Source organism: Paracoccus subflavus, assembly GCF_004310345.1.
In the GTDB taxonomy this organism is placed as follows: domain Bacteria; phylum Pseudomonadota; class Alphaproteobacteria; order Rhodobacterales; family Rhodobacteraceae; genus Paracoccus; species Paracoccus subflavus.
Genome location: NZ_SISK01000008.1, coordinates 148485 through 168642 on the forward strand (window position 1 = coordinate 148485; position 20158 = coordinate 168642).

Annotated in this window: 18 protein-coding genes and 1 pseudogene; 6 read left to right on the forward strand and 13 right to left on the reverse strand. The window is 67.9% G+C overall.

Translation table 11 applies throughout. From position 1 onward, the window contains the following. Window positions 1–3: 3 nt before the first annotated feature. Window positions 4–699: an SHOCT domain-containing protein gene (locus tag EYE42_RS11745; protein ID WP_130991522.1), complete on the reverse strand. Its 696-nt coding sequence runs from the start codon at window positions 697–699 to the stop codon at window positions 4–6. Window positions 700–1072: 373 nt separating this feature from the next. Between EYE42_RS11745 and uvsE the strand changes: the two are divergent. Both uvsE and EYE42_RS16210 read left to right on the forward strand, forming a co-directional pair. Continuing rightward, window positions 1073–1654 (forward strand): annotated as a pseudogene (gene uvsE, locus EYE42_RS16590) (UV DNA damage repair endonuclease UvsE); the annotation flags it as partial. Window positions 1655–1685: 31 nt separating this feature from the next. Then, a complete protein-coding gene (locus EYE42_RS16210) occupies window positions 1686–2093 on the forward strand; it encodes a hypothetical protein (protein WP_211657935.1) in 408 nt (135 codons plus the stop codon). Here the strand turns inward: EYE42_RS16210 and EYE42_RS11755 are convergent. The 6 genes from EYE42_RS11755 to EYE42_RS11780 form a co-directional block, all read right to left on the reverse strand. Beyond that, window positions 2090–3142: a glycosyltransferase family 4 protein gene (locus EYE42_RS11755; protein ID WP_130991523.1), complete on the reverse strand. Its 1053-nt coding sequence runs from the start codon at window positions 3140–3142 to the stop codon at window positions 2090–2092. The two genes, EYE42_RS16210 and EYE42_RS11755, sit on opposite strands and share 4 nt — an antisense overlap. Next, window positions 3139–4659 carry an ABC transporter permease gene (locus EYE42_RS11760; protein WP_130991524.1) on the reverse strand — a complete coding sequence of 507 codons (1521 nt, stop codon included), beginning with the start codon at window positions 4657–4659 and terminating at the stop codon, window positions 3139–3141. Before EYE42_RS11760 ends, EYE42_RS11755 begins: the two co-directional genes overlap by 4 nt. A gap of 17 nt (window positions 4660–4676) precedes the next feature. Then, window positions 4677–5474: an ABC transporter ATP-binding protein gene (locus tag EYE42_RS11765; protein WP_130991525.1), complete on the reverse strand. Its 798-nt coding sequence runs from the start codon at window positions 5472–5474 to the stop codon at window positions 4677–4679. After that, complete coding sequence (locus EYE42_RS11770) at window positions 5464–6459, reverse strand: ABC transporter substrate-binding protein (RefSeq protein WP_130991526.1); 996 nt, start codon at window positions 6457–6459, stop codon at window positions 5464–5466. The genes EYE42_RS11765 and EYE42_RS11770 overlap by 11 nt, the downstream gene beginning before the upstream one ends. 73 nt (window positions 6460–6532) lie before the next feature. Further along, window positions 6533–8092 carry an alkaline phosphatase family protein gene (locus tag EYE42_RS11775; protein WP_130991527.1) on the reverse strand — a complete coding sequence of 520 codons (1560 nt, stop codon included), beginning with the start codon at window positions 8090–8092 and terminating at the stop codon, window positions 6533–6535. After that, window positions 8089–8832: a CDP-alcohol phosphatidyltransferase family protein gene (locus EYE42_RS11780; RefSeq protein WP_130991528.1), complete on the reverse strand. Its 744-nt coding sequence runs from the start codon at window positions 8830–8832 to the stop codon at window positions 8089–8091. Before EYE42_RS11780 ends, EYE42_RS11775 begins: the two co-directional genes overlap by 4 nt. Before the next feature lie 116 nt (window positions 8833–8948). On the opposite strand from EYE42_RS11780, the gene EYE42_RS11785 reads away from it, so the two are divergent. Further along, a complete protein-coding gene (locus tag EYE42_RS11785; RefSeq protein ID WP_130991529.1) occupies window positions 8949–9500 on the forward strand; it encodes a cytochrome b in 552 nt (183 codons plus the stop codon). Window positions 9501–9696: 196 nt separating this feature from the next. On the opposite strand, the gene EYE42_RS11790 is transcribed toward EYE42_RS11785, so the two are convergent. Continuing rightward, window positions 9697–10413 carry a COG3904 family protein gene (locus EYE42_RS11790; protein ID WP_130991530.1) on the reverse strand — a complete coding sequence of 239 codons (717 nt, stop codon included), beginning with the start codon at window positions 10411–10413 and terminating at the stop codon, window positions 9697–9699. 1 nt (window position 10414) lies between these two features. Beyond that, entirely contained in the window at window positions 10415–11680 is a 1266-nt protein-coding gene (locus tag EYE42_RS11795; protein ID WP_130991531.1) for a hypothetical protein, read from the reverse strand. Window positions 11681–11874: 194 nt separating this feature from the next. On the opposite strand from EYE42_RS11795, the gene EYE42_RS11800 reads away from it, so the two are divergent. Then, window positions 11875–13377 carry a sensor histidine kinase gene (locus EYE42_RS11800; RefSeq protein ID WP_130991532.1) on the forward strand — a complete coding sequence of 501 codons (1503 nt, stop codon included), beginning with the start codon at window positions 11875–11877 and terminating at the stop codon, window positions 13375–13377. 18 nt (window positions 13378–13395) lie between these two features. Here EYE42_RS11800 and EYE42_RS11805 read toward each other — a convergent pair whose 3' ends face one another. Continuing rightward, window positions 13396–13587: a hypothetical protein gene (locus tag EYE42_RS11805; RefSeq protein WP_130991533.1), complete on the reverse strand. Its 192-nt coding sequence runs from the start codon at window positions 13585–13587 to the stop codon at window positions 13396–13398. Between the two features lie 189 nt (window positions 13588–13776). Between EYE42_RS11805 and EYE42_RS11810 the strand changes: the two genes are divergently transcribed. Further along, window positions 13777–15315, forward strand: a complete 1539-nt coding sequence (locus EYE42_RS11810; protein WP_130991534.1) for a hypothetical protein — start codon at window positions 13777–13779, stop codon at window positions 15313–15315. A gap of 2 nt (window positions 15316–15317) precedes the next feature. Beyond that, entirely contained in the window at window positions 15318–16160 is an 843-nt protein-coding gene (locus tag EYE42_RS11815) for a hypothetical protein (protein WP_130991535.1), read from the forward strand. 99 nt (window positions 16161–16259) lie between these two features. Here EYE42_RS11815 and EYE42_RS11820 read toward each other — a convergent pair whose 3' ends face one another. The 3 genes from EYE42_RS11820 to acs all read right to left on the reverse strand — a co-directional run. Next, window positions 16260–16622: a response regulator transcription factor gene (locus EYE42_RS11820; RefSeq protein WP_130991536.1), complete on the reverse strand. Its 363-nt coding sequence runs from the start codon at window positions 16620–16622 to the stop codon at window positions 16260–16262. 66 nt (window positions 16623–16688) lie between these two features. After that, on the reverse strand, window positions 16689–18485 hold the full coding sequence (locus EYE42_RS11825) for an MFS transporter (RefSeq protein WP_211657936.1): 1797 nt from the start codon (window positions 18483–18485) through the stop codon (window positions 16689–16691). A gap of 177 nt (window positions 18486–18662) precedes the next feature. After that, on the reverse strand, window positions 18663–20158 hold a 1496-nt coding region (acs, locus tag EYE42_RS11830; protein ID WP_130991537.1), incomplete at its 5' end, for an acetate--CoA ligase.

Genomic DNA, 20158 nt, shown 5'->3' on the forward strand with positions numbered 1-20158 from the left:
GCGTCACATCCGCGACAGCAGGTCGGCCTTCTTGGCCTCGTATTCCTCGCGCGTCAGGACGCCGCGGGTGAACAGGCCGTGCACCTGTTCGATCCGGGCGGGGATCGAGCCGTCGTCGCCGGGGGTCCGATCGGCGGGCGCAGGGCCGGGTTCCGCGTCGCCCGGCATCGCCACCGGGGTCAGGCTGTCCAGCGACACGGGTCCATGCTGGCTGGAAAAGGTCAGGCTGCTGCTGCCCCCCTGCTGCTGGGATACTCCGCCGATGCGATGCTCGCCCGTGTCATAGACCGACAGCCGGTCGCCCTGACGGATCGCCAGCCGCCGGGTGTCGGGAAAGACCGCATAGCGCATGTCCCCCTGCGCCCCGCTGGCGCCGGGTCGGCCCAGGTCGGCGGGCCAGTCCGATGCTTGGCGGTCATCGCCGCCGTCCCGGTCCGGAAGGGACTGCGCCAAGGGCAGCAGGTCGGCGATCAGCGCCTGCACGCGGGCCTTGAGGCCGCTGTCGAACATGTCGCCGATCATCAGCATCCCGCCCGAGGACAACTGCCCCATGCCCCCCGCCTCGGGCAGGTCGAACTGCGCCTGCGTGCCGCCGCCGCGCCGCAGGGCCTCCAGCATCCCCTCGGCGGTCCGGGGGGAAAAGCCATGGCTCTGGGCGATGCCTGCCAGGCGTTCGCGTGTCTGGTTCGTCGATGTCATCTGCGGATGTCCTTTGTGGTGTTCCGGTCAGCCCGCCTGCGACAGGCTGTCCGGGAAATGCATGAAACCGTCCGAGGGTTGCGCCGTTGACGCGCATGACCGCGCAAGCCCCCCTCATCCCCGCCGAGGCCGGTCCCGCCTCCAGGACTGCACCAAGGGCCGTCGACCCGGCCCGTCCCCCGCTGATCCCGGCGCGGACGATGGACCGTGCCGATCAGCCATCATGTCCCGCAGAGCTACCCCGAGGCGGCGCCTGTCATCGCGGGCCATGGCCCGTCCACCGGAACGACTTTGCCGCCCGGATCGGTTTTTCCGACGCACAGGAGCCCCTATGACCAACCGCCCCCTTCGTCTGGGCTTTCCCGTCAAGGTGATGGCAGAGCCTGGACTGAAAAGCAGCGACACCCGCCGCTGGCAGCAGAACCCGCATCTCAAGACCTCGCTGGAACATCTGCACGCGATCTTCGACCATCTGGTCGAAAAGAACATCGACATGTATCGCATGTCCTCGGATCTGGCGCCCTATGCGACCCATCCCGACATGCCGCAGTTCCACGGCATGGTCGCCGAGAGCGATGCCGAACTTGCTGCCCTGGGGCGGCGGGCGCGCGACCTGGACCTGCGGCTGTCGTTCCATCCGTCACAGTTCGTGCTGCTGAACAGCCCCGATCAGGCATTGACGGACAAGAGCATCTGGGATCTTGCCTCTCAGGCCGAAATGCTGGACCGCATGACCCTGGGCCCCGAGGCGGTGCTGGTCACGCATGTGGGCGGCGTTTATGACGACCGCGAGGCCAGCCGCGCCCGCTGGATCAGGGGCTATGAGCAATGCCCCGAACCGGTACGCCGCCGCCTGGTGCTGGAAAACGACGACATCCGCTTTTCGGCGGCGGACGTGCTGTGGATTCACGACCGCTGCGGGGTGCCGCTGATCTTCGACTATCAACACCACTGGTGTCTCAACCCCGAGGGCCTGGCCCTAGGGGGTGCGGCCCAAGATCCATTTCTCGTCCCCCCGCACCGAAATGCGCGAGGTCAAGCGCAAGGTCAGCGACAGGGAACGCGCGGCGCTGAGGTCCGACAAGCCCGCAGGCACCGCGCCGACGCGCGACGTCGTGACCGCCGCCTCGCGCGTCAAGACGGTGCTGCTGCCCCCGGTCTGGACGGGACATGCGGATTTCGTCAATCCCTTCGAATTCGCCACCTTCATGCGCGAAGCCGGCAACCTGGATTTCGATGTGATGCTGGAGGCCAAGACCAAGGATCTGGCGTTGATGCGGCTGCGGTCCGATCTGCCGCGCTATGCCCCCGACGTGGGGCTGCGCTTTGGCCTGCGCGCCGACGACGCGCCTGCCCCCAAGGAACAGGTTCCCGAGGAAGCCGAGGACGGCTAGCCCCCGAACAGCCCGGTCAGGACCAGGCTGGCACGGTCGGCCATTCCCTGCCAACTGGGCAGCCTTGCGCCTGCGGCCCCCGCCGCCATGGCCATCCGGTGGCGACAGTCCGGATCGGCGATGACCCGGCGCAGGGCGCCTGCCAGGGCATCGGGATCGCCCGGCGGAACCAGCAGGCCCGCGCCGCCGGGCACCGTGTCGGGCACCGCGCCGGTCGCACAACTGACGATGGGCAGTCCGCGCACCAGAGCCTCGTCGAAAACGATGCCGTGTCCCTCGTAATGCGTAGCCAGGGCAAAGACATGCGCCCGCGCATACAGATCCTGCAAGACCTCGTCGGACACCCGGCCCGCCAGGGTGATCCGGTCCGCCACGGGACTGGCGCGGCACTGCCGGGCCAGGGCCCGGGCATGGTCGCGGTCCCAGGGGTTGCCGGCGATCACCGCCCGCCAGTCCAGGTCGGCCAGCCGAGACAGGGCGGCGATCAGGATGTCGTGGCCCTTGCGCGGGTGCAGGATGCCCACCGACAGGATCAGCGGGGGATGCTGCGGACGGGGCGGCAGGCGCGGCCGGTCGGTGCCGGGGCGGACGACGCTGATGGTGCCGGACGGGACGGCGTAACGCTCGATCAGGATGCGGCGGGTATGCGGACTGGGCACCAGCACATGCCGCACCAGCCCGAGGTTGTCGCGCTCGGTCCTGAACAGGTGGTCGCGCCGGGCGGGCGTCAGGCCGGTTTCCTGCGCCAGGGGATGGTGGATCATCGCCACCGCCGGCGCGCGGATCCGTGCCAGGCCCGCGGTATCGATCGATCCGAAGACCAGGCCGTCCAGGATCACCGGGCGGTCCGCGGGAAGCTCGGCAAGCGCTGCGACGGCCTGGGCCATGTCGGCGGTCGAGGGATCGGGAAAGTTTGCGGACAGTTCCAGATGCCGCATGTCGTGGCCCGCCCGGCGCAGCCCCTCCAGCAGGCGGCGTTCGTAGATATAGCCTCCGGTGAGGGTGGCGATGTCGCCCGGAATGGCGAAAGCCAGCGGAGGGCGCGTCATGCGTGGGTCTGTTCGGGGGCAAAGGCCGCCAGCACGCGGCGTTCGGCGGCGGACACGGCCGCATGGAACAGCGCCGCCATGACCGTGACCACCGCCACCGTCAGCCACAGCATATCGTAATCCGACAGCGAGGCCGACAGCGCCATCAGGCTGCCCAGACCCCGCCCGGTGGCCAGCCATTCCACCACCGTCACCGCCAGGATCGCCGCCGGCACCGCCATCCGGGCCGAGGCGAACAGCGCGGGCAGCATGGCCGGAATACGCAGGTGCAGCAGCCGGGCCAGCCGCCCCGCCGCATGGGAGCGGAACAGATCGAGGATCGGCCCCGGTGCCTGGCGCAGCCCGTGCTGACAGGCCACAAAGGTCGGAAAGAACACCATCAGCGCCACCAGCGTCATGGTGCCGGCGGCGCCCCGTCCCGTCAGCACCACCACCAGCGGTGCTGTCGTGACGATGGGGATGGACCGCAGCGCCACCGCCAGGGGCGTCATCAGCGACCCCAGCCACGGCAGCAGCGACAGCAGGATCGCAAGGCCTGCGCCGGCCGCCAGTCCTGCCAGATAGCCCGGCAGGGCCCAGATCAGGGTCTGCACCGTCGCGGCCCACAGCACCTGCCGCGTCCGGGCAGCATCCGGCGCCCACAACAGCGCCTCGGCCAGGTCGTCGGGGCGTTTGGCGAAAAAGCGGTTCAGCCCCAGAACCTCCATCCCGCCCCACCACAGGACCAAAACCGCCCCGACCAGCAGCGCGGTTCCGGCCGCCTTGCGAAACGGCGATCCCCGCACGATCCGGGGGGGCGACAGGATGACCGGAGGCTTGTCGTCGGCGATCCGCGCGCCCAGCCATCCCAGAGCCGCATAGGGGACGATCGAGGCCGCCGCCGCGATGCCCGCCACCCCCCACAGTGCCGGCACGTCCAGATCGCGGGTAAAGCGGATGGTCAGCACGCCAAGGCCCCGCTCGGCCCCCGTGAATTCGCCCACCATGGCGCCCAGCACGGCCGCGGGGGCCGAGATCTGCAATCCCGCCAGCAGATAGGGCAGGGCGGCGCGGGCGCGGACATGGGCCAGTTCGGACCAGCGGCCCCGGCCATAGCTGCGGATCAGGTCGAACCAGACCTGCGGCGCGGCCCGCAGCCCGGCCAAAAGGGGGATCAGCGTGGTATAATAGACGGCAAGCGCCGCCAGAACGACCTGCGGTCCTTCGCCCGGACCCATCAGCACCCGCAGGATCGGCCCGGTGGCGACCAGCGGCAGGCAGAACACCACCAAGGCCAGGCCGCCCACCAGGTTCAAGAGGCGCGGCCAGACCAGGGCGATCGCCGCCAGCAGGATCGCCGCCAGATTGCCCAGCAGGAACCCCCAGGCGGCATTGGCCAGCGTCACCGACAGCGCCCTGAGGATCAGCCCGCCATGCGCCGCCAGCCAGCTAGCCACCCCCAGCGGTCCCGCCAGCAGATAGCCGCCTCCGGCAAGCGCGAGGGCCTGCCACAGTGCCAGCAGGACCAGAAGGCCCATCCAGGGGGCGGGCTGCCCTATTGCGCGGCCACGGCTTGCGATCGTTCGCCCCCCCGGACAAGGGCGGCAAGCGCCGTCTGGACCAGCCTGCGAAAGGCGGGGGCTTCGGACAGGTCCGGTCTGCGGGGCCAGTCCAGCGGCACGGGGATGTCGGCCAGGACGCGGGCCGGGCGGGGCGACAGGACGACGATGCGGTCCGCCAGCATCACGGCCTCGTCTACGGAGTGCGTGACCAGAACCGTGGTGGCGCCCGCGTGCCGCCAAAGGGGCGGCAGATCCTGCGCTAACTGGCGGCGCGTCAGGGCGTCGAGCGCGCCAAAGGGTTCGTCCAGCAGCAGCACGCGCGGGCGCGTTGCCAAGGCGCGGGCGATGGCCGCACGCTGGCGCATCCCCCCCGACAGGGCCGCCGGGCGCATCTGCTGGAACCCGCCCAGGCCCACAAGGTCGATCAGGCGGTCCACCGTGGCGGGATCGGCGGGCAGCCGCGCCAGCTTGCGCCCCAGGGCTATGTTCTGGCGCAGCGTCAGCCAGGGCAGCAGGCAAGGGTCCTGAAAGGCCACCGACAGCGAGCCCTGCCGGCACAGCGCGGCCGGTGGCTGGCCCGCGATCGTGATCCCCCCGATGGACGGCTCCTCCAGTCCCGCGATCATGCGCAAGAGCGTGGATTTGCCGCAGCCCGACGGACCCAGAAGGGCCGTGGTCCGCCCGCCCGCCAGCGTCAGGTCGATCCCGTCCACCGCCGTCATGCCGTTGTCGAACCGCTTGACCAGCCCCGCGCAGACGATCGCCGCCGGGGGGTGGTCGTCAGGCGCCATGGATTTCTTCTAGAATGGAACGGTCCCACAGGTCGGGCCGGACCTCGCGGCCCATGGCCGACAGGGTGCGGATGTTCGCCTCGACCCCCTCATCCGTCCACCAGCCGAAACCCCGGGCGTCCGTCAGGTCCGAAAACATCAGGGGAATCTGGCGTCTGGCCTGCATCCGCTGCATGGCGCCATCAAGGCCCGCATCGGGGAACATCCGCAGTGTCAGATCGGCGGCCGCGTCGGTGTCGGCACGGCAGGTTTCCCACCCCCGGATCTCTCCCGCCATCATCGCGACCAGATCGGCGCGGCGGCTGGCCAGGCTGTCTTCGGTCGCGATATAGGTCTGGGAATGCAGCACATAGCCATGGTCGGCCAGCAGCATGGTTTCTGATTCCACCCCCTGCACGGCCATCGCGACCGGCAGGTCGGTTTCCCAGCACAGCAGGCAATCGACCTCGCCCGCCAGCAGCGGCTGGGCCGAATATTGGGTGGGAACCACGGCAATGGCATCGATGTCGATGCCGTTCAGCGTGCAAAGCGCCTGCAGGACGGGCATGTTCGCCAAGGCCATGCCGATGCGGCGGCCCGGCAGGTCGGCGGGCGTGCGGACCGGGTTTTCGGGCAGCGAGGCGATGGCAAAGGGGTTCTTCTGCATCGCCACGCCGATGATGCGGAAGGGCGCCCCCTGCGCCACCGCCGCCGAGGCATAGTCGGCGGCCGAAATCCCGATCAGCGCGGTGCCTGCGACCACCGGCGGCTCGACCGGGGCATTGGGCCCCCCCTGCAGCAAGGTCACGTCAAGCCCCGCGTCCCGCCACCAGCCGTTTTCCAGCGCGATATAGCTGCCCGCGAACTGGACCGAATGCAGCCAGGACAATTGCAGTCCTGCCGGCGTGGCGGCCCGGACAGGCGCGCGCAGGCCCATCCCCGCCAGGGCAAGGCCTGCCGTGGCGGTGGTCATCAGGGTGCGGCGCGACAGTGAACGAAGCGGCATCGGAAACCTCCGTGACGATGGGGCATGGCACCCCCCATATGTGACGCCCCTTTGGCCCGGCGCGCAATGGCGATCATCTGTGCGGCGGAAGGGTGCCAAAGCCCCTCAGGATCAGGTTGCGCATCTGGTCCATGGGCAGGGCCTCGTGCCCGATCGGGGGCACCAGGCCGGGGGCCAGTCCCCACGAGGCGGCGCGGTCCACCAGATGCGGCGGGCCGATCAGGTGAACGGGCACGTCGGGCACATCCTGCCCCGCCACCCAGGGCACCGCCTGGTGATCGCCTAGAACGATCATCAGGGGCGGGTCGGCGGCATGAAGGCGCGCATAGTCCAGAACCGTCCGCAGGCTGTAGTCCACCGCGTCCCGATAGGCATGGCGCACCCGGTCGCGGTCGCGCCACACGACCTCGGGGGGGTCGCCGGCACGGGCCATGGCGTCGAAGACGGCCCCGTTTCCCAGGCGATTCCAGTCCAGCAGGCGGGCCGCGGGCACCCAGGGCGCGTGGGACGAGATCAGCGCGACCTGCGCGAACAGATGGGGCGGCCCGGTCCGGTCGCGCAGCAACCGGTCGGTCGCCGCCAGGGTGAACTGGTCGGGCATCGTAACCCAGTTGAAGGGCAGACCGCGATAGCCCAGATCGCCCGCCGCCAGAATGTGGTCGAACCCCATGGTCGCGGCCTCGGGCCAGGGTCTGGTGATGGCGGGCATCACCGCCGCCGTCCGGAACCCCGCCTGCCGGGCGTGATGGAACAGCCCCTGCCGCCCGCTGACCAGGGCGGTGCGATAGCGCGTCTGGTCGGCGATCCACAGCCCATTGGCAAGGGTGGCATGGGACAGCCAGCTTTGCCCGCCCTGCGTCGGCGCCACCAGAAAGCCCGACCGCATTGCCAAACCCGCTTGGGCCAGCCGCGGCTGCGCCTGTTCCAGGGTTGCCCTGTGCCGGTCTGCGTGGAAAGGAACGTCAAAGCTGGCCCGGCCATAGCTTTCCACAAAGATCACCAGCACATCGCGGTCGATGGCCGCCAGCAGCCCGGCCGTCCCCGCCAGCTCGTCACGCGCGGCCAAGGCGCGCATCTGCCGCAGGTCGCGGGCGGTCTGCTGGAACAGCGCCAGCCGGGCCGCGGCATAGGGGCCGTTGCCCGCCCATGCGGCCCCGGCAAGGGCCGTTGCCGTGAATGCGCCGCCGGCCGCAGCCAGACCGATGGCCATGGCAGGGGGCAGGGGATGCCGGCTCCATTGCCCGGTCGCCCACCACAAGGCCGCCCCGGCTGCGGCCCCAAGCGCCAGGGTTGCCGCCAGACCCGCCAGCAGTCCCGACAGGCCCAGCGTTTCCCGCGCCAGCTCCGCCCCGGGCGCGAGCAGCGGCAGGTCCGCCAGGACGTTGAAGGGCCGCCCCAAGGCCGCATTCATGGCCCAGTCGGCGGTCTTCTGCGCCGTCAGCAGGACCAGCAGGACGGCAGTCGCGATCCGCCCGATGCGCCCCGACAGGGGCAGCGCCAGCAGGATCAGCGGCAGTTCGGGCGCCACCCGCAGCCACGCCTGCCCCCCCGGCACGGGCGCGTCGGGCAGAGCCAGGGCCAGATGGATCACCAGTCCCGCCGCCGCCAGGCTGGCCCAGTCCCGCCCGGTCATGGCCGACGCCGCCACAGCCAGCGCAGATCCACCCAGAAGGACAGGATCAGCGCCCCTGCGGCAAGACGCGCCACGGCCGCGGCGGAATCCGGGCCGACAAGGGGAACCTGCACGGCGATCAGCGCCGAGAGTTGCAGCACGCAGACCACCTTGCGCCACCGGCGCGGCGGCAAATCGGCCCGCAGCCAGGGCCACGGGCCCTGCGCCAGCACGAAGGCGTATCGGGTAAGCCCCAGGATCAGCGCCTCGGGGATCATGGCCCGGTATGCCAGGACATGCAGGGCCAGGACCAGGGCCATGGCGGCATCCGCCTCGATGTCGAAGCGCGCGCCAAAGCGGGAATCCAGGCCGCTGCGCCGTGCAAGATGCCCGTCCACGCCGTCCAGGATCAGGGCGGCGGCGGCGATCCCCGCGACGATCCAACCCCCGGCATACCCGGCGTTCAGCGGCACCAGCAGGGCCGCGACCAGAGCCATCCGCAGCAGGGTGACCCTGTTGCAGCCGCCGATCCGGCCATGCGGATAGCCGTCCCGCATCGCCAGGACAACGGCCATGCAGACCAGCAGGAATACCAGAACCGCGCCACTGAGGCCGGTGCCCGTCCCGGCCGTCAGGACCGAGGTCGCCCAGATCGCCGCCAGACCGGGGACAGCGGCCACGCCGACCTGCACCGCAAGGGACGGCGCCCGGCGGGTCTGCCGGGGGGGCCTGTGCCATCCGGGGAAAGGGGCATCGCGCATTCCGCCCAGCCTCGGGCCAAGTCCGCGATCCGTCAAGCGCGCGATCAAGGCCGCTCGTCAAACGCCTGTGCGGGTTCCCGGCATTCTGATAGAGTGGCTTCCAAAGGAGCCGCGCCATGCCCCACCCTCTGCAAGGCTATCGGACCCCCGCCCGCGCAATGCACTGGATCGTGGCGGCAGCGGTGTTGCTGATGATCCCGGCAGGGCTTGTGATGACCCGCGAAGGCATTTCCCGGCCGCTTCAGGACGCGCTGTTCCTGTTTCACAAGAACACCGGCGTGCTGCTGTTTTTCCTGATCCTCGCCCGGCTGGCCTATCGCCTGATGCACCCGCCGCCGCCCTTGCCCGCCTCGATGCCCGGCTGGCAGCGCCGCGCGGCCGGGGCGTCGCATGCCGCGCTGTATGCCCTGCTGATCGCGATGCCGGTCAGCGGCTTTGTCAGGGTGCGCGCCGGCGGCTTTCCGATCGAGCTTCTGGACCGTCTGGGCGCCGGGCCGTGGCTTGCCAAGTCCGAGCCCCTTGCCGAATTTGCCAAGGACTTTCATGCCTTTGCCGCCTTCACCCTGATCGGGGTGCTGTTCATCCATGTGGGCGCGGCGCTGCATCATGCAATGATCCGCCGCGACGGAGTCTGGCAGCGCATGTGGCCCCCGGTCGCGCGGTCCTGACCGACGGCGATCACCGCCTGCCGCCTCCGACCAGCCAGGGGAATCGCCAACCGGTCGATCAGGGCGCTGAGCCGCACCTTGTCCGGGCCGCAGGCAAAGGCCGCGGCGGTCCCGAAGGGCCGAGATGCGACCCGGACGATCCTCGGGGCCCCCGATGCCGTGGCCAGGCTGTCCCGCCGCAGGACCCGACCCTGTGTCAGCCGGTGACCAGATGCAGATCCTGCATCTGCCGGGGGGTCAGGACGGTGATGTCCTCGGGCGGGGTGCGCAGGGCCAGGGACATGAGGCGCAGGTCGATCCCCATGTCCGACAGATAGTCCAGAACGCCCGCCTGGCTGCGCTGAAGGTCGCGGATCGCCATGAAGGCGGGAAGAAAGGTGTTCTCGCCGAAATCGTGCTGATGGACACCGACGACGCCGCCCGCTGTCACCCGCCGTTCGGTCCCGCCGGCCAGGATATAGGGACAGGCCGACATGCAGACGCCGCCGTCGCCGACCTCGGTGTCATAGCCCGCGCCGCGGATGGTGCGGCCGATGGCCAGGGCATCGGCGACCGACCCGCCCGAACTGTCCAGGCTGACACGCCTTTCGGCGGGCCGGGTTTCGTCCAGCCAGGACAGGAAGCGGTCGGCATCGCCCGGCGCGATCTGGCCCATAACGCGGATGGCTCCGTCGGCAACGGCGAATTCCAGGCGATCGGGCATGGGGCGCATGGCGGGGGCGCCGGGCGACGCCGGGCGCAGGTCGGGGCGATAGGGGCGCACGGACGGCCCCTGGGCAGGCGGGGCGAACAGGTCCGGGGCAGCCCCGCCGGGGGATGCGCGCAGATCCAGCAGCACGATGGCGCCCGCCAGCAGCACCTGCGACAGCAGCACCGCGCGGATCGCGCCCTGCGGGGTGGCCAGCCGTTTCACGTCATGGCCCCGGTCGCAGCGGCGCGGCTGCAGGGTCGTGTGGCCCCGGCTCGGTCTGGCGCAGCAGGTCGGCGGCGGCCAGGGCGCTGCGCAACTCGCCCACGGTCATGCGGTCGTCGGTCATCGTCTCGCCCCGGCCACCGCGGATCGCGGCCTGGACGACCATGATGATGAAGACCAGAACGGCCGGCAGCAGGTCGATGGAAATGGCGCCCGCCCAGGCGGGAATGAAGTTGCCGGCATAAACGATCACCGCGTCCGCCGCCGACAGGGGGGTATAGATCGCCTCGGACGGCTGGGGCAGGGCCAGAACCTCGGTCGCGGCGGCGGTCAGGGTCGCGGCGCGCTGTTCCACCAGGCTCAGCACCGAATTGATGGTGCTGTTCTGGCCCGCGCGGATGTCGGCGGATGACCCGTCCAGTTCGGGCAGGACCACCGCATCCGCCAGATCCTGCGCGGCGCGCGCGACCAGCGGCGCGGGGTTCAACTGGCGCAACTGGGTGATGAGGCCCGACAGTTCGACCGCGTCCTCGGAAAAGCGGACGGTGCGATCCTCGATCCCGCCGGGTTCGACCGACAGGCTGCGCATCCGGGCCAGGATGGTGTTGCCTTGGGCAAAGGCATCCTCGATCGGCTGGGCCACGACGGTCATCTGATCCTCGAGCGCGGCAAGCTCGGCCCCCTTCTGGGTCAGGACACGGAACACCGCGCCGCGTCCGGAAAAGCCCGACAGCGTGCCGCCGGCCTCCTGCTCGGACAGGTCGTCGAAGCTCTGGCGGACGCGGGCCACGTCGCGCGACAGGGACTGGCCCGCCACGGCATTGGCATGGGCGCGTTCCAGGGCGGCCTGATACTGCTGCACGGTGGTCGCCATGTGGGTTTCCACGGCGGCGCCCCCGGCCAAGGCCGCGGCGTTCAGCCAGGACGACATGGCGATGATGGCCACGCAGCCCAGGGCCATGGTCAGCAGCAGGCCGCCGCGTGCCGCCGCCGTCCGGACCGCGGGCAGCAGGCGCAGCATATAGGACCAGAAGACGAAGATCCCCACCGACACCGCGATCGAATAGGACAAAGCCGCAAAGGTCGTCCAGACGCCCGGATCGTCCAGCAGCGTCCGCACCCCCAGATAGGTATAGATCCCCGAAGCCGCCGCCAGCACGCCGAGCGCGGTCGAGGTAAAGGTATCCAGCCAGTCCAGATGCCGTTCCAGTTCCCGCGCATAGCGGTCGCCCGAGCGGGTGTCGGCGGTCGAGGGGGTGTCGCCCATGGGCTTTCCGTGCGCAAGAAGATGATCGCCCGACTTAAGGGCAGGGGCGGCGGGCCGTCACCCCCGGCGCCGGTCACAGTTTGGCGAGACCGCCGCGCCCCCGCAAGGACCGGCCCGCAGGCTGTCTGCCGCCGATTGTCAAATGTCATGTGGCAGCCGGACCCGTCCCAAGATAAGGAAGGCGAAACAACCGATTGGTCGATGCCATCATGACGGACGGGGCGACACTGCCGTTCCTGCAGGGGGGCGGGGAATGCGGGGCACTGCTGCGGCAGATGGACTGGTCGCGCCACCCGCTTGGCCATCCTGCCGAATGGCCGGACGAACTGGCCGTGCTGGCAGGCATCGTGCTGGCCTCGGCGCAGCCCATGTTCATCGTCTGGGGGCCGGACCGGATCACGCTTTACAACGATGCCTACAGCGTCATCGCGGGCAAGCGCCACCCCGCCGGTCTGGGTCGGCCCTTCCACGAGATGTGGTTCGATATCTGGAACGACGTGGGTCCGCTGATCGCGGCCGCCTATCAGGGCGTGGGCACCGCGAAGGATGAACTGCAGTTGATGCTGCATCGCAACGGTTATCCTGAAAAGGCGCATTTCACCTTTTCCTACAACCCGGTGCGCGACCGCAGCGGACAGGTGGTGGGGATGCTCTGCGCCTGCCTCGAAACCACCGCCTCGGTCGCCCTTCGCGACGCCCAGCAGGCCGAGCGCAGGGACTTCCTGCAGGTCTTCGAGGTGGCGCTTGGCGCGGTGGCCCTGCTGGACGGCCCGGACCATGTGTTCCGTTTTGTGAACAGCGACTATGTCAGGCTGGTGGGTCGTCACGATATCATCGGCAAGACGGTCCGCGAGGGCCTGCCCGAGATTGTGGACCAGGGCTTCATCGCCATTCTGGACAAGGTCTTCCGGACGGGCGAATCCCATATCGGGCGCAACATCCCCGTGACGCTGCAATCCAGCCCCGATGCCGCCCCGCGCGAACATTTTCTGGACTATCTGTTCCACCCGATCCGCGACGACGCAGGCGCCATCACCGGCATCTTCGTGCAGGCCCTGGACGTGTCCGAACGGGTGGACGAGGAAAAGCGCCGCCAGATGATCCTGGGCGAACTGAGCCACCGGATGAAGAACCAGTTGGCCATGATCCAGGCAATCGTCAACCAGACGCTGCGCACCGCCACCGACCTGGCCACCGCGTCCGAGGTTCTGGGCGACCGCATCCGCGTCCTGTCGGGGGCCCACGACATCCTGATCCGGGGTCATGCCGACAGTACCATGATCGGCGATATCGTCGCCAAGGTCCTGGCCCTGCATCAGGAATCCGGACAGGCGCGGTTCCGGGTCGAGGGTCCGCCCTTGTCGATAGCCTCGCGTCCGGCGCTGTCGCTGTCGCTGGTCCTGCACGAGCTGTCCACCAACGCGGTGAAATACGGTGCCCTGTCGAACAACGCGGGCCTTGTCCACATCCGGTGGGAGGTCGTCTCGGACGTTGCCGGGAATGACCGTTTCGTGCTGACCTGGACCGAAGAAGGCGGCCCGCCGGTGATCGCGCCCCGGACCCTGGGGTCGGGATCGCGTCTGATCCGGGCGGGGCTGTCGGGCACCACCGATTGCGAGGTCGAGATCGACTATCACCCCACCGGGCTGCTTTGCCGGATCAGCGCCGACCTGCGCAGCGTCCATACGGCAAACTGAGGCGGCCTGCTGAAGCGGTCAGGCGTCGGCCTTGACGATTTCCAGCGATACCCCCTCAAGCGGCGGCTGCGTGTTCTCGCGGGTCATGTAGTCGAAGGCGGCGTCATGGCTGGGAAACGCCATGGGGGCGGCCGTGGTGGAAAAATCGCGCCCATCCTCGGTCAGGCGGAAATGCGGGTTGTCGCGGCGACAGATCCAGTATTCGTCCATGGCAGGTTCCCCATCGGCGTTCCGGGGCGCAGCATTGCAGCGTCCCGATGCCGGGCGCAAGACACCGCAAGCATCTGCGGCTGATGCACAAGAACGGATATTCCGGGAAGCGCCGATTTGACTTATATTTTTTCCATAATAATTAAAAACAATAAAAACAGGAAAATATATTATTATTAAATGACCTGGGTGATTCTTTTTGGTGTCGAGGTTATCATGTCATGCAGCCCTACTGCCGCCAAAGGCTGGTTTCCCCCTGTCCTGATTGCCATTCTTGCGATCTGCGCCACCCCGATACAGGCGCAGCCCACCCCCGATTTCACGGTCAAGATGACGGTGCTGCGGCTTTCCGACAGTGGCGACGACAACGATTCCCTGTCGGATTCCGATTTCTATGTGGCCGGGTCGTTCACGCCGCGCAACGGCACGGCAATTCCCTTTGAAAACGAGGCTGCCCGCCAGGAGGGCGAGGAAACGATTCATCCGAACTGGGAATTCGAATTCGATGTCCCCTCGACCAGCGGCGGGGGAGAGCTGCATTTCCGGGCGCTCGATTACGACAGCGGGCTGAATTTCGGCGACGATACCACCATCGACGCGCGGCTGGATGTCGATTTCGGCAGTTGCGCCATCACCGGGAACGGCATTTCGACCACCTGCGGATGGGATATCGCCATCAACCAGGGCGACAGCGCCACGCTCAGGCTCGAAGTGTTCTGGCCCCCCAGCTCACCAGGGCTTCTGGTGCGCTGTCTGCAAGACCCTCTGCTGCCCCGGCCCGGGGACGCGGTGACGATCGACATGGAGGTGCTGGACGGCGCCGGCGGGCCAAAGGTCGCCTCAGACCTGCAAATCCTGGTCAACAACACCATCATGCAGCGGGCCACGGCGCAAAGCCAGACCGCCTATGCCTTTACGGCGAACGGACCGCATTTCGTCCTGCAATGCCGTGCCCGCAACACCGTCGGCGCCAATCCCGACGCGGAAATGGCCGATACCCGGTCGCGTCTGGTGCGCGTAGGCTTTCCCGCCGAACGCTGGAGCCCGGTCGGGGTCGCTGCATCCGCAGCCCGCGCCATCGACGTGGTGGTGCTGGTGGACCGCGATTTCGCCCCGCCTGCCGGCCTCACCGGTCTGTCCCTGCCCGAGGAGCCGGCCGTCCTGGCCGAAATCCGTCAGGCGTTGTGGACCAGCTTCATGAACAACCCCTATGTGCTGGCGAACCAGCATCGCTTCAACTTCTGGCTGGGGCGGTCCACGGCCGATTTCCAGGGCACGGCCACCACCTGCATCCTGGTCCAGCCGCCCGAGGACTGGGACCAGTATGCCTTTGCCGATGTCGGCTGGATCGCCCACCGGGACGCCGCCATGCAGCGCGACTGTGCAGCCCCCAGCCTGCGGGCCTTTGGCGGCGCCACGAACGACGCGGCGGCGGCGGTGCATGAAACCGGCCATGTTCCCTTCGGCCTTGCCGACGAATACTGCTGCGACGGAGGCTATTTCCAGGCGCCCATGCTGCCCAATGTCTATAACGGCATCCAGGCCTGCACGAACGACCTGCCGACCGACGGCACGGCGGCGGTCTGCCGCAACATCACGGGCATGGTCTTTACCTCGGACCCCCTGCCCGATCTGATGACGGATGACCGGATGACCTTCAACCGCCTTGACCGGCGGCGCGCCGACTGGCTGCTGGACCGTTGCGCCAACGCTGCCGAGGGATGCTGATCATGGCCCGCCTGCTGTCCCTGATCCTGATCGCCGCGATACCCGTTCTGGTGGCCGCGCAGGAGCCGCCTTCGATCGAAGGCCAGATCGACCCGACGGCCTTTGACGATGGTCAGCGGTCCATCGTGCTGCGTGTTCCCCATGGGGCGGCCATGCTGGAGCCGGCGTCCATTGCCCTGGTCAAGTCCCGCGCCAATGTGCGGCGCGGCGACGGGGGCGACATCCTGGTCGAGATCATCGACCGCCGCGGCAGTCTGATGGACCAGTGGAACGCCCCCCATCCCCACATGCGCAACGCGGAACGGCTGGCCGTCGAGGAGGCTCGCTATGTGCTGCCCTACAGCAAGGCCCTGTCGTCGGTGCGCATCACCGACCTGCAATCGGGGCAGGTCATGGAGGCACGGCTGGATCGGGCGATCGAGGATTTCTGTGCCGCCGAACCGGCCGACATCGCCTGCGACCAGATCGACCTGCAAGCCGATATTACCGCCGTGGACGGATCGCAGCGCAGCCTGCCTGTGTCCGAATTCACCCATGTCACCCTGCGTGCGACGTTCCAGAACCTCCAGGGCGAAACGGACGGGGTTTCGATGGCAATAGCGCCATTCTTCGTGTCGCCGAACCTGTCCGTCCAGACCGCCGATCCGACCAGTTTTACGGAAGGGCGGGTGGACGGCAGCTATCGGCGGGTCGAACGGGTGACCTATCGCATCGCCTGCAATGCGCCGGGGCCGGGCCGAATCTTTCCCCAGGCCGTCATCGGGGCGACGGGCGGCCCGGCCGTGGTGGATGTCGATCCCGACAACAACCGCTTCAACACCATCCTGGACATCGACTGCACCTGATCGGCATCATGCGGGGGATTGCGCATTCCATTGCGGGCGGGGACGGACAAGTGGCGGTCCGTGGCCGCAACGGCGTCGAGAAGGGGGATTGCTTGCGCTTCAGGTCAGAAGCCGCGTCATCTCGGCCCGCAATTCGGACGGCTCGAAGGGCTTGGCGATGAAGCCGTCCGCGCCGAGCGCCAGGCCACGGCGTTTTTCGACCAGCGATCCGCGCGCGGTCATCAGCAAGATGCGCACCCCCGAAAGACCGGGATCGGCGCGCAGCAGTTCGACGATTTCGTAACCCGATATGTCGGGCAGCATCACGTCCAGCAGGACCAGGTCGGGGCGTTCCTTGCGGATCGTCGCCAGAGCGGCATTTCCCGTGGACAGGCGGGAATGGGCATGTCCGTCGCGCGTCAGCAGGAACTCCAGCGCCAGGGCGATGTTGTCCTCGTCCTCGACAACAAGAATCCTGGCCATGCGGGGTGCCTTTCCGGTCTGACGGATGGGGCGGCGGGCCGGAACGCATCCCGGCCCGCCCGCTGATTACAGGCCGTCGTCGGCGAAGATATCCTTTTTGTGGGTATTGTTCGGCACGAAGATGACGCCGATGATCACCGTCATCACCGCGATCACGATCGCATACCACAAGCCCGCGTAGATGTTGCCGGTCTGGGCCGAGATCGCAAAGGCGGTCGCCGGCAGCAGGCCACCGAACCAGCCGTTGCCGATGTGATAGGGCAGCGACAGGCCGGAATAGCGGATGCGGGTCGGGTACAGTTCCACCAGTTGCGCCGCGATCGGCCCATAGACCATCGTCACCAGCACGATCAGATAGGTGAGGATCAGCACGACCTTGATGTTCTGGCCGTTGAAGATGTCAAAGAAGTGGTCGGCCTTGGCGACGGTGGTGTTGTCGGCCGCCGTCAGCGGATAGCCCGCCGCCGTGATCGCCGCGTTGATCTCGGCCGTGAAACGGGCCTTTTCGGCGGCAAGCGCTTCGCCGGTCAGGGCATTGCCGTCATAGGCCTGCACGACCGTCTCGCCCACCTGGACCGAGGCCACGGTGCCCGCCGGGGCATCGACCGTTTCCTGGACGTTGACCGAGGACCGCGCCAGTGCCGCCTTGAGGATGTCGCAGCTATTGTTGAACTGCGCGGTGCCGACCGGGTTGAACTGGAACGAACAGTCGTCCGGCGCCGCCGTCACCGTGACCGGGGTTTCCTGTGCCGCGGACAGCGCCGGGTTGGCGACGCTGGTCAGCATCGGGAACACCCACATATAGGTCAGCGCGGCAAGCGCGCAGCCGCCCAGAATGATCGGCTTGCGGCCGATGCGGTCAGACAGCGACCCGAAGAAGATGAACCCGGCGGTGCCCAGGATCAGCGACCAGGCAACAAAGACGTTGGCGCTGAACTGATCGACCTTGATCACGTTCTGGATGAAGAACAGGGCGTAGAACTGGCCCGAATACCAGACCACGGCCTGCCCTGCCGTCAGGCCGAACAGCGCGATCAGGGCGATCTTGCCGTTCTTCCAGTTGCCGAAGGCTTCCGTCAGGGGCGCCTTGGACTGCGTGCCTTCTTCCTTCATCTTCTTGAAGGCGGGGGATTCATTCATTTGCAGTCGGATATACAGCGAGATCAGCAGCAGGAAGACCGACCCCAGGAACGGGATCCGCCAGCCCCAGGCCCGGAACGGGTCCAGCATGACCTGGGCGCCCGTCGCGTCCAGCAGCGGCTGGCCATCCAGGCCCACCTGCGGAACCGCCGGGTAATTGGCGTTGACATAGGACGTGACCAGCAGGATCACGATCAGGGACAGCAGCAGGCCCAGGGTCGCGGTGGTCTGGATAAAGGCCGTGAAATAGCCACGCTGCCTTTGCGGCGCATGTTCCGCCACATAGACCGCCGCGCCGCCGTATTCGCCGCCAAGCGCCAGGCCCTGCAACATCCGCAGTGCGATCAGGATGATCGGCGCGGCGATGCCCCAGGATGCATAGCCCGGCAGCAGGCCCACCAGGAAGGTCGAGAAGCCCATGATCAGGATGGTGGCCAGAAAGGTGTATTTCCGGCCGATGATGTCGCCCAGCGATCCAAAGACCAGTGCGCCGAATGGCCGCACCAGAAAGCCCGCCGCGAAAGCCAGCAGCGCAAACACGTTGCGCGTTGCCTCGGGGAAGGCCGTGAAGAACTGCGAGCCGATGATCGCGGCCAGCGAGCCGTAAAGATAAAAGTCGTACCATTCGAAGATCGTGCCCGCGGACGAGGCCAGAATGACCTTCTTTTCCTCGGACGTCATGGGACGCGAACGGGTCGTTGCGTCGGGCGATATGTAAGTCATCTGTCCTCCTCCTGTTATGCCGGCCGGTGGCTGGCAGGAAATTTCGACGCTCAAGCCTTCTTGGATCGCGGTTGGACCAAGCCGAAACCTCTGACCGGGATTGCTCGTCGGGCAGGTCTGGCGGCACCCGGTCCTCCTCCGGAGGCCGCCTTGTCATGAAGGTGCGGCGACCCCCCGTCAGCCCCGGTTCATCCGGTTGGCGATCAGGTCGTCCACGACCTCGGGCTCGGCCAGGGTCGAGATGTCGCCCAGGCTGCCATAGTCGTTTTCGGCGATCTTGCGCAGGATGCGGCGCATGATCTTGCCCGACCGCGTCTTGGGCATTCCCGGTGCCCACTGGATCAGGTCGGGCTTGGCGATGGGCCCGATCTCGGTGCGGACCCATTTTTCCAGTTCGGCGCGCAGCTCCTCGGTGGGCTCGACGCCGTTCATCAGCGTCACATAGGCATAGATGCCCTGACCCTTCAGCGGATGCGGGTATCCCACGACCGCAGCCTCGGCCACCTTTTCATGCGCGACCAGGGCGGATTCGACCTCGGCCGTGCCCATCCGGTGGCCGCTGACGTTGATCACGTCATCGACGCGGCCGGTGATCCAGTAATAGCCGTCTTCATCCCGGCGGCAGCCGTCGCCGGTGAAGTAATAGCCCGGATACTGCTGGAAATACGCCTCCATGAAGCGGTCGTGATCGCCCCACAGGGTGCGCATCTGGCCCGGCCAGCTATCGGCGATGCACAGCACGCCCTCGGCGGGGTTGCCCTCCTGCACATGGGCGGTGGCGGCATCCAGGATCACCGGCTTGATGCCGAAGAAGGGCAGGGTGGCGGAACCGGGCTTGGTTTCCGTGGCACCCGGCAGCGGCGTGATCAGATGGCCGCCGGTTTCCGTCTGCCACCAGGTATCGACGATGGGACAGCGGCCCTTGCCGATGTTGTCGTTGTACCAGTTCCAGGCCTCGGGGTTGATCGGTTCGCCCACGGTGCCCAGGACGCGCAGGCTGGACAGGTCGTGTCCCTGGATCGGGTCGGTGCCCTTGGCCATCAGCGACCGGATGGCGGTGGGCGCGGTATAGAACTGCGTCACCTTGTGCTTGGCGCAGACCTCCCAGAAGCGGCCGGCATCGGGCCAGGTCGGCACGCCCTCGAACATCAGGGTGGTGGCGCCATTGGCCAGCGGTCCATAGACGATATAGCTGTGGCCCGTGACCCAGCCGACATCGGCCGTGCACCAGAAGATGTCGCCGTCCCTGTAATCGAAGGTGTACTGGTGCGTCATCGCCGCATAGACCAGATAGCCGCCGGTGGTATGCACGACGCCCTTGGGCTTGCCGGTCGAACCCGAGGTATAGAGGATGAACAGCGGGTCTTCGGCACTCATCGGGCGCGGCGGGCAATCGGGGCCGGCATGACGCATCAGTTCCCTGACATCCACGTCGCGCCCCTCGATCCAGGTGGTCTGGTCGCCGGTATGCTTGACCACCAGACAGCGCACCCGATCGGAACAGTGCAGCAGGGCGGCGTCGGTATTGGCCTTCAGATTGGTGCGGCGCCCGCCGCGGGGCGCGGTATCGGCCGTGATCACGACCTTGGCGCCCGAGTCGTTGATGCGGTTCGCCAGCGCATCGGGTGAAAAGCCCGCAAAGACGATGGAGTGGATGGCGCCGATCCGTGCGC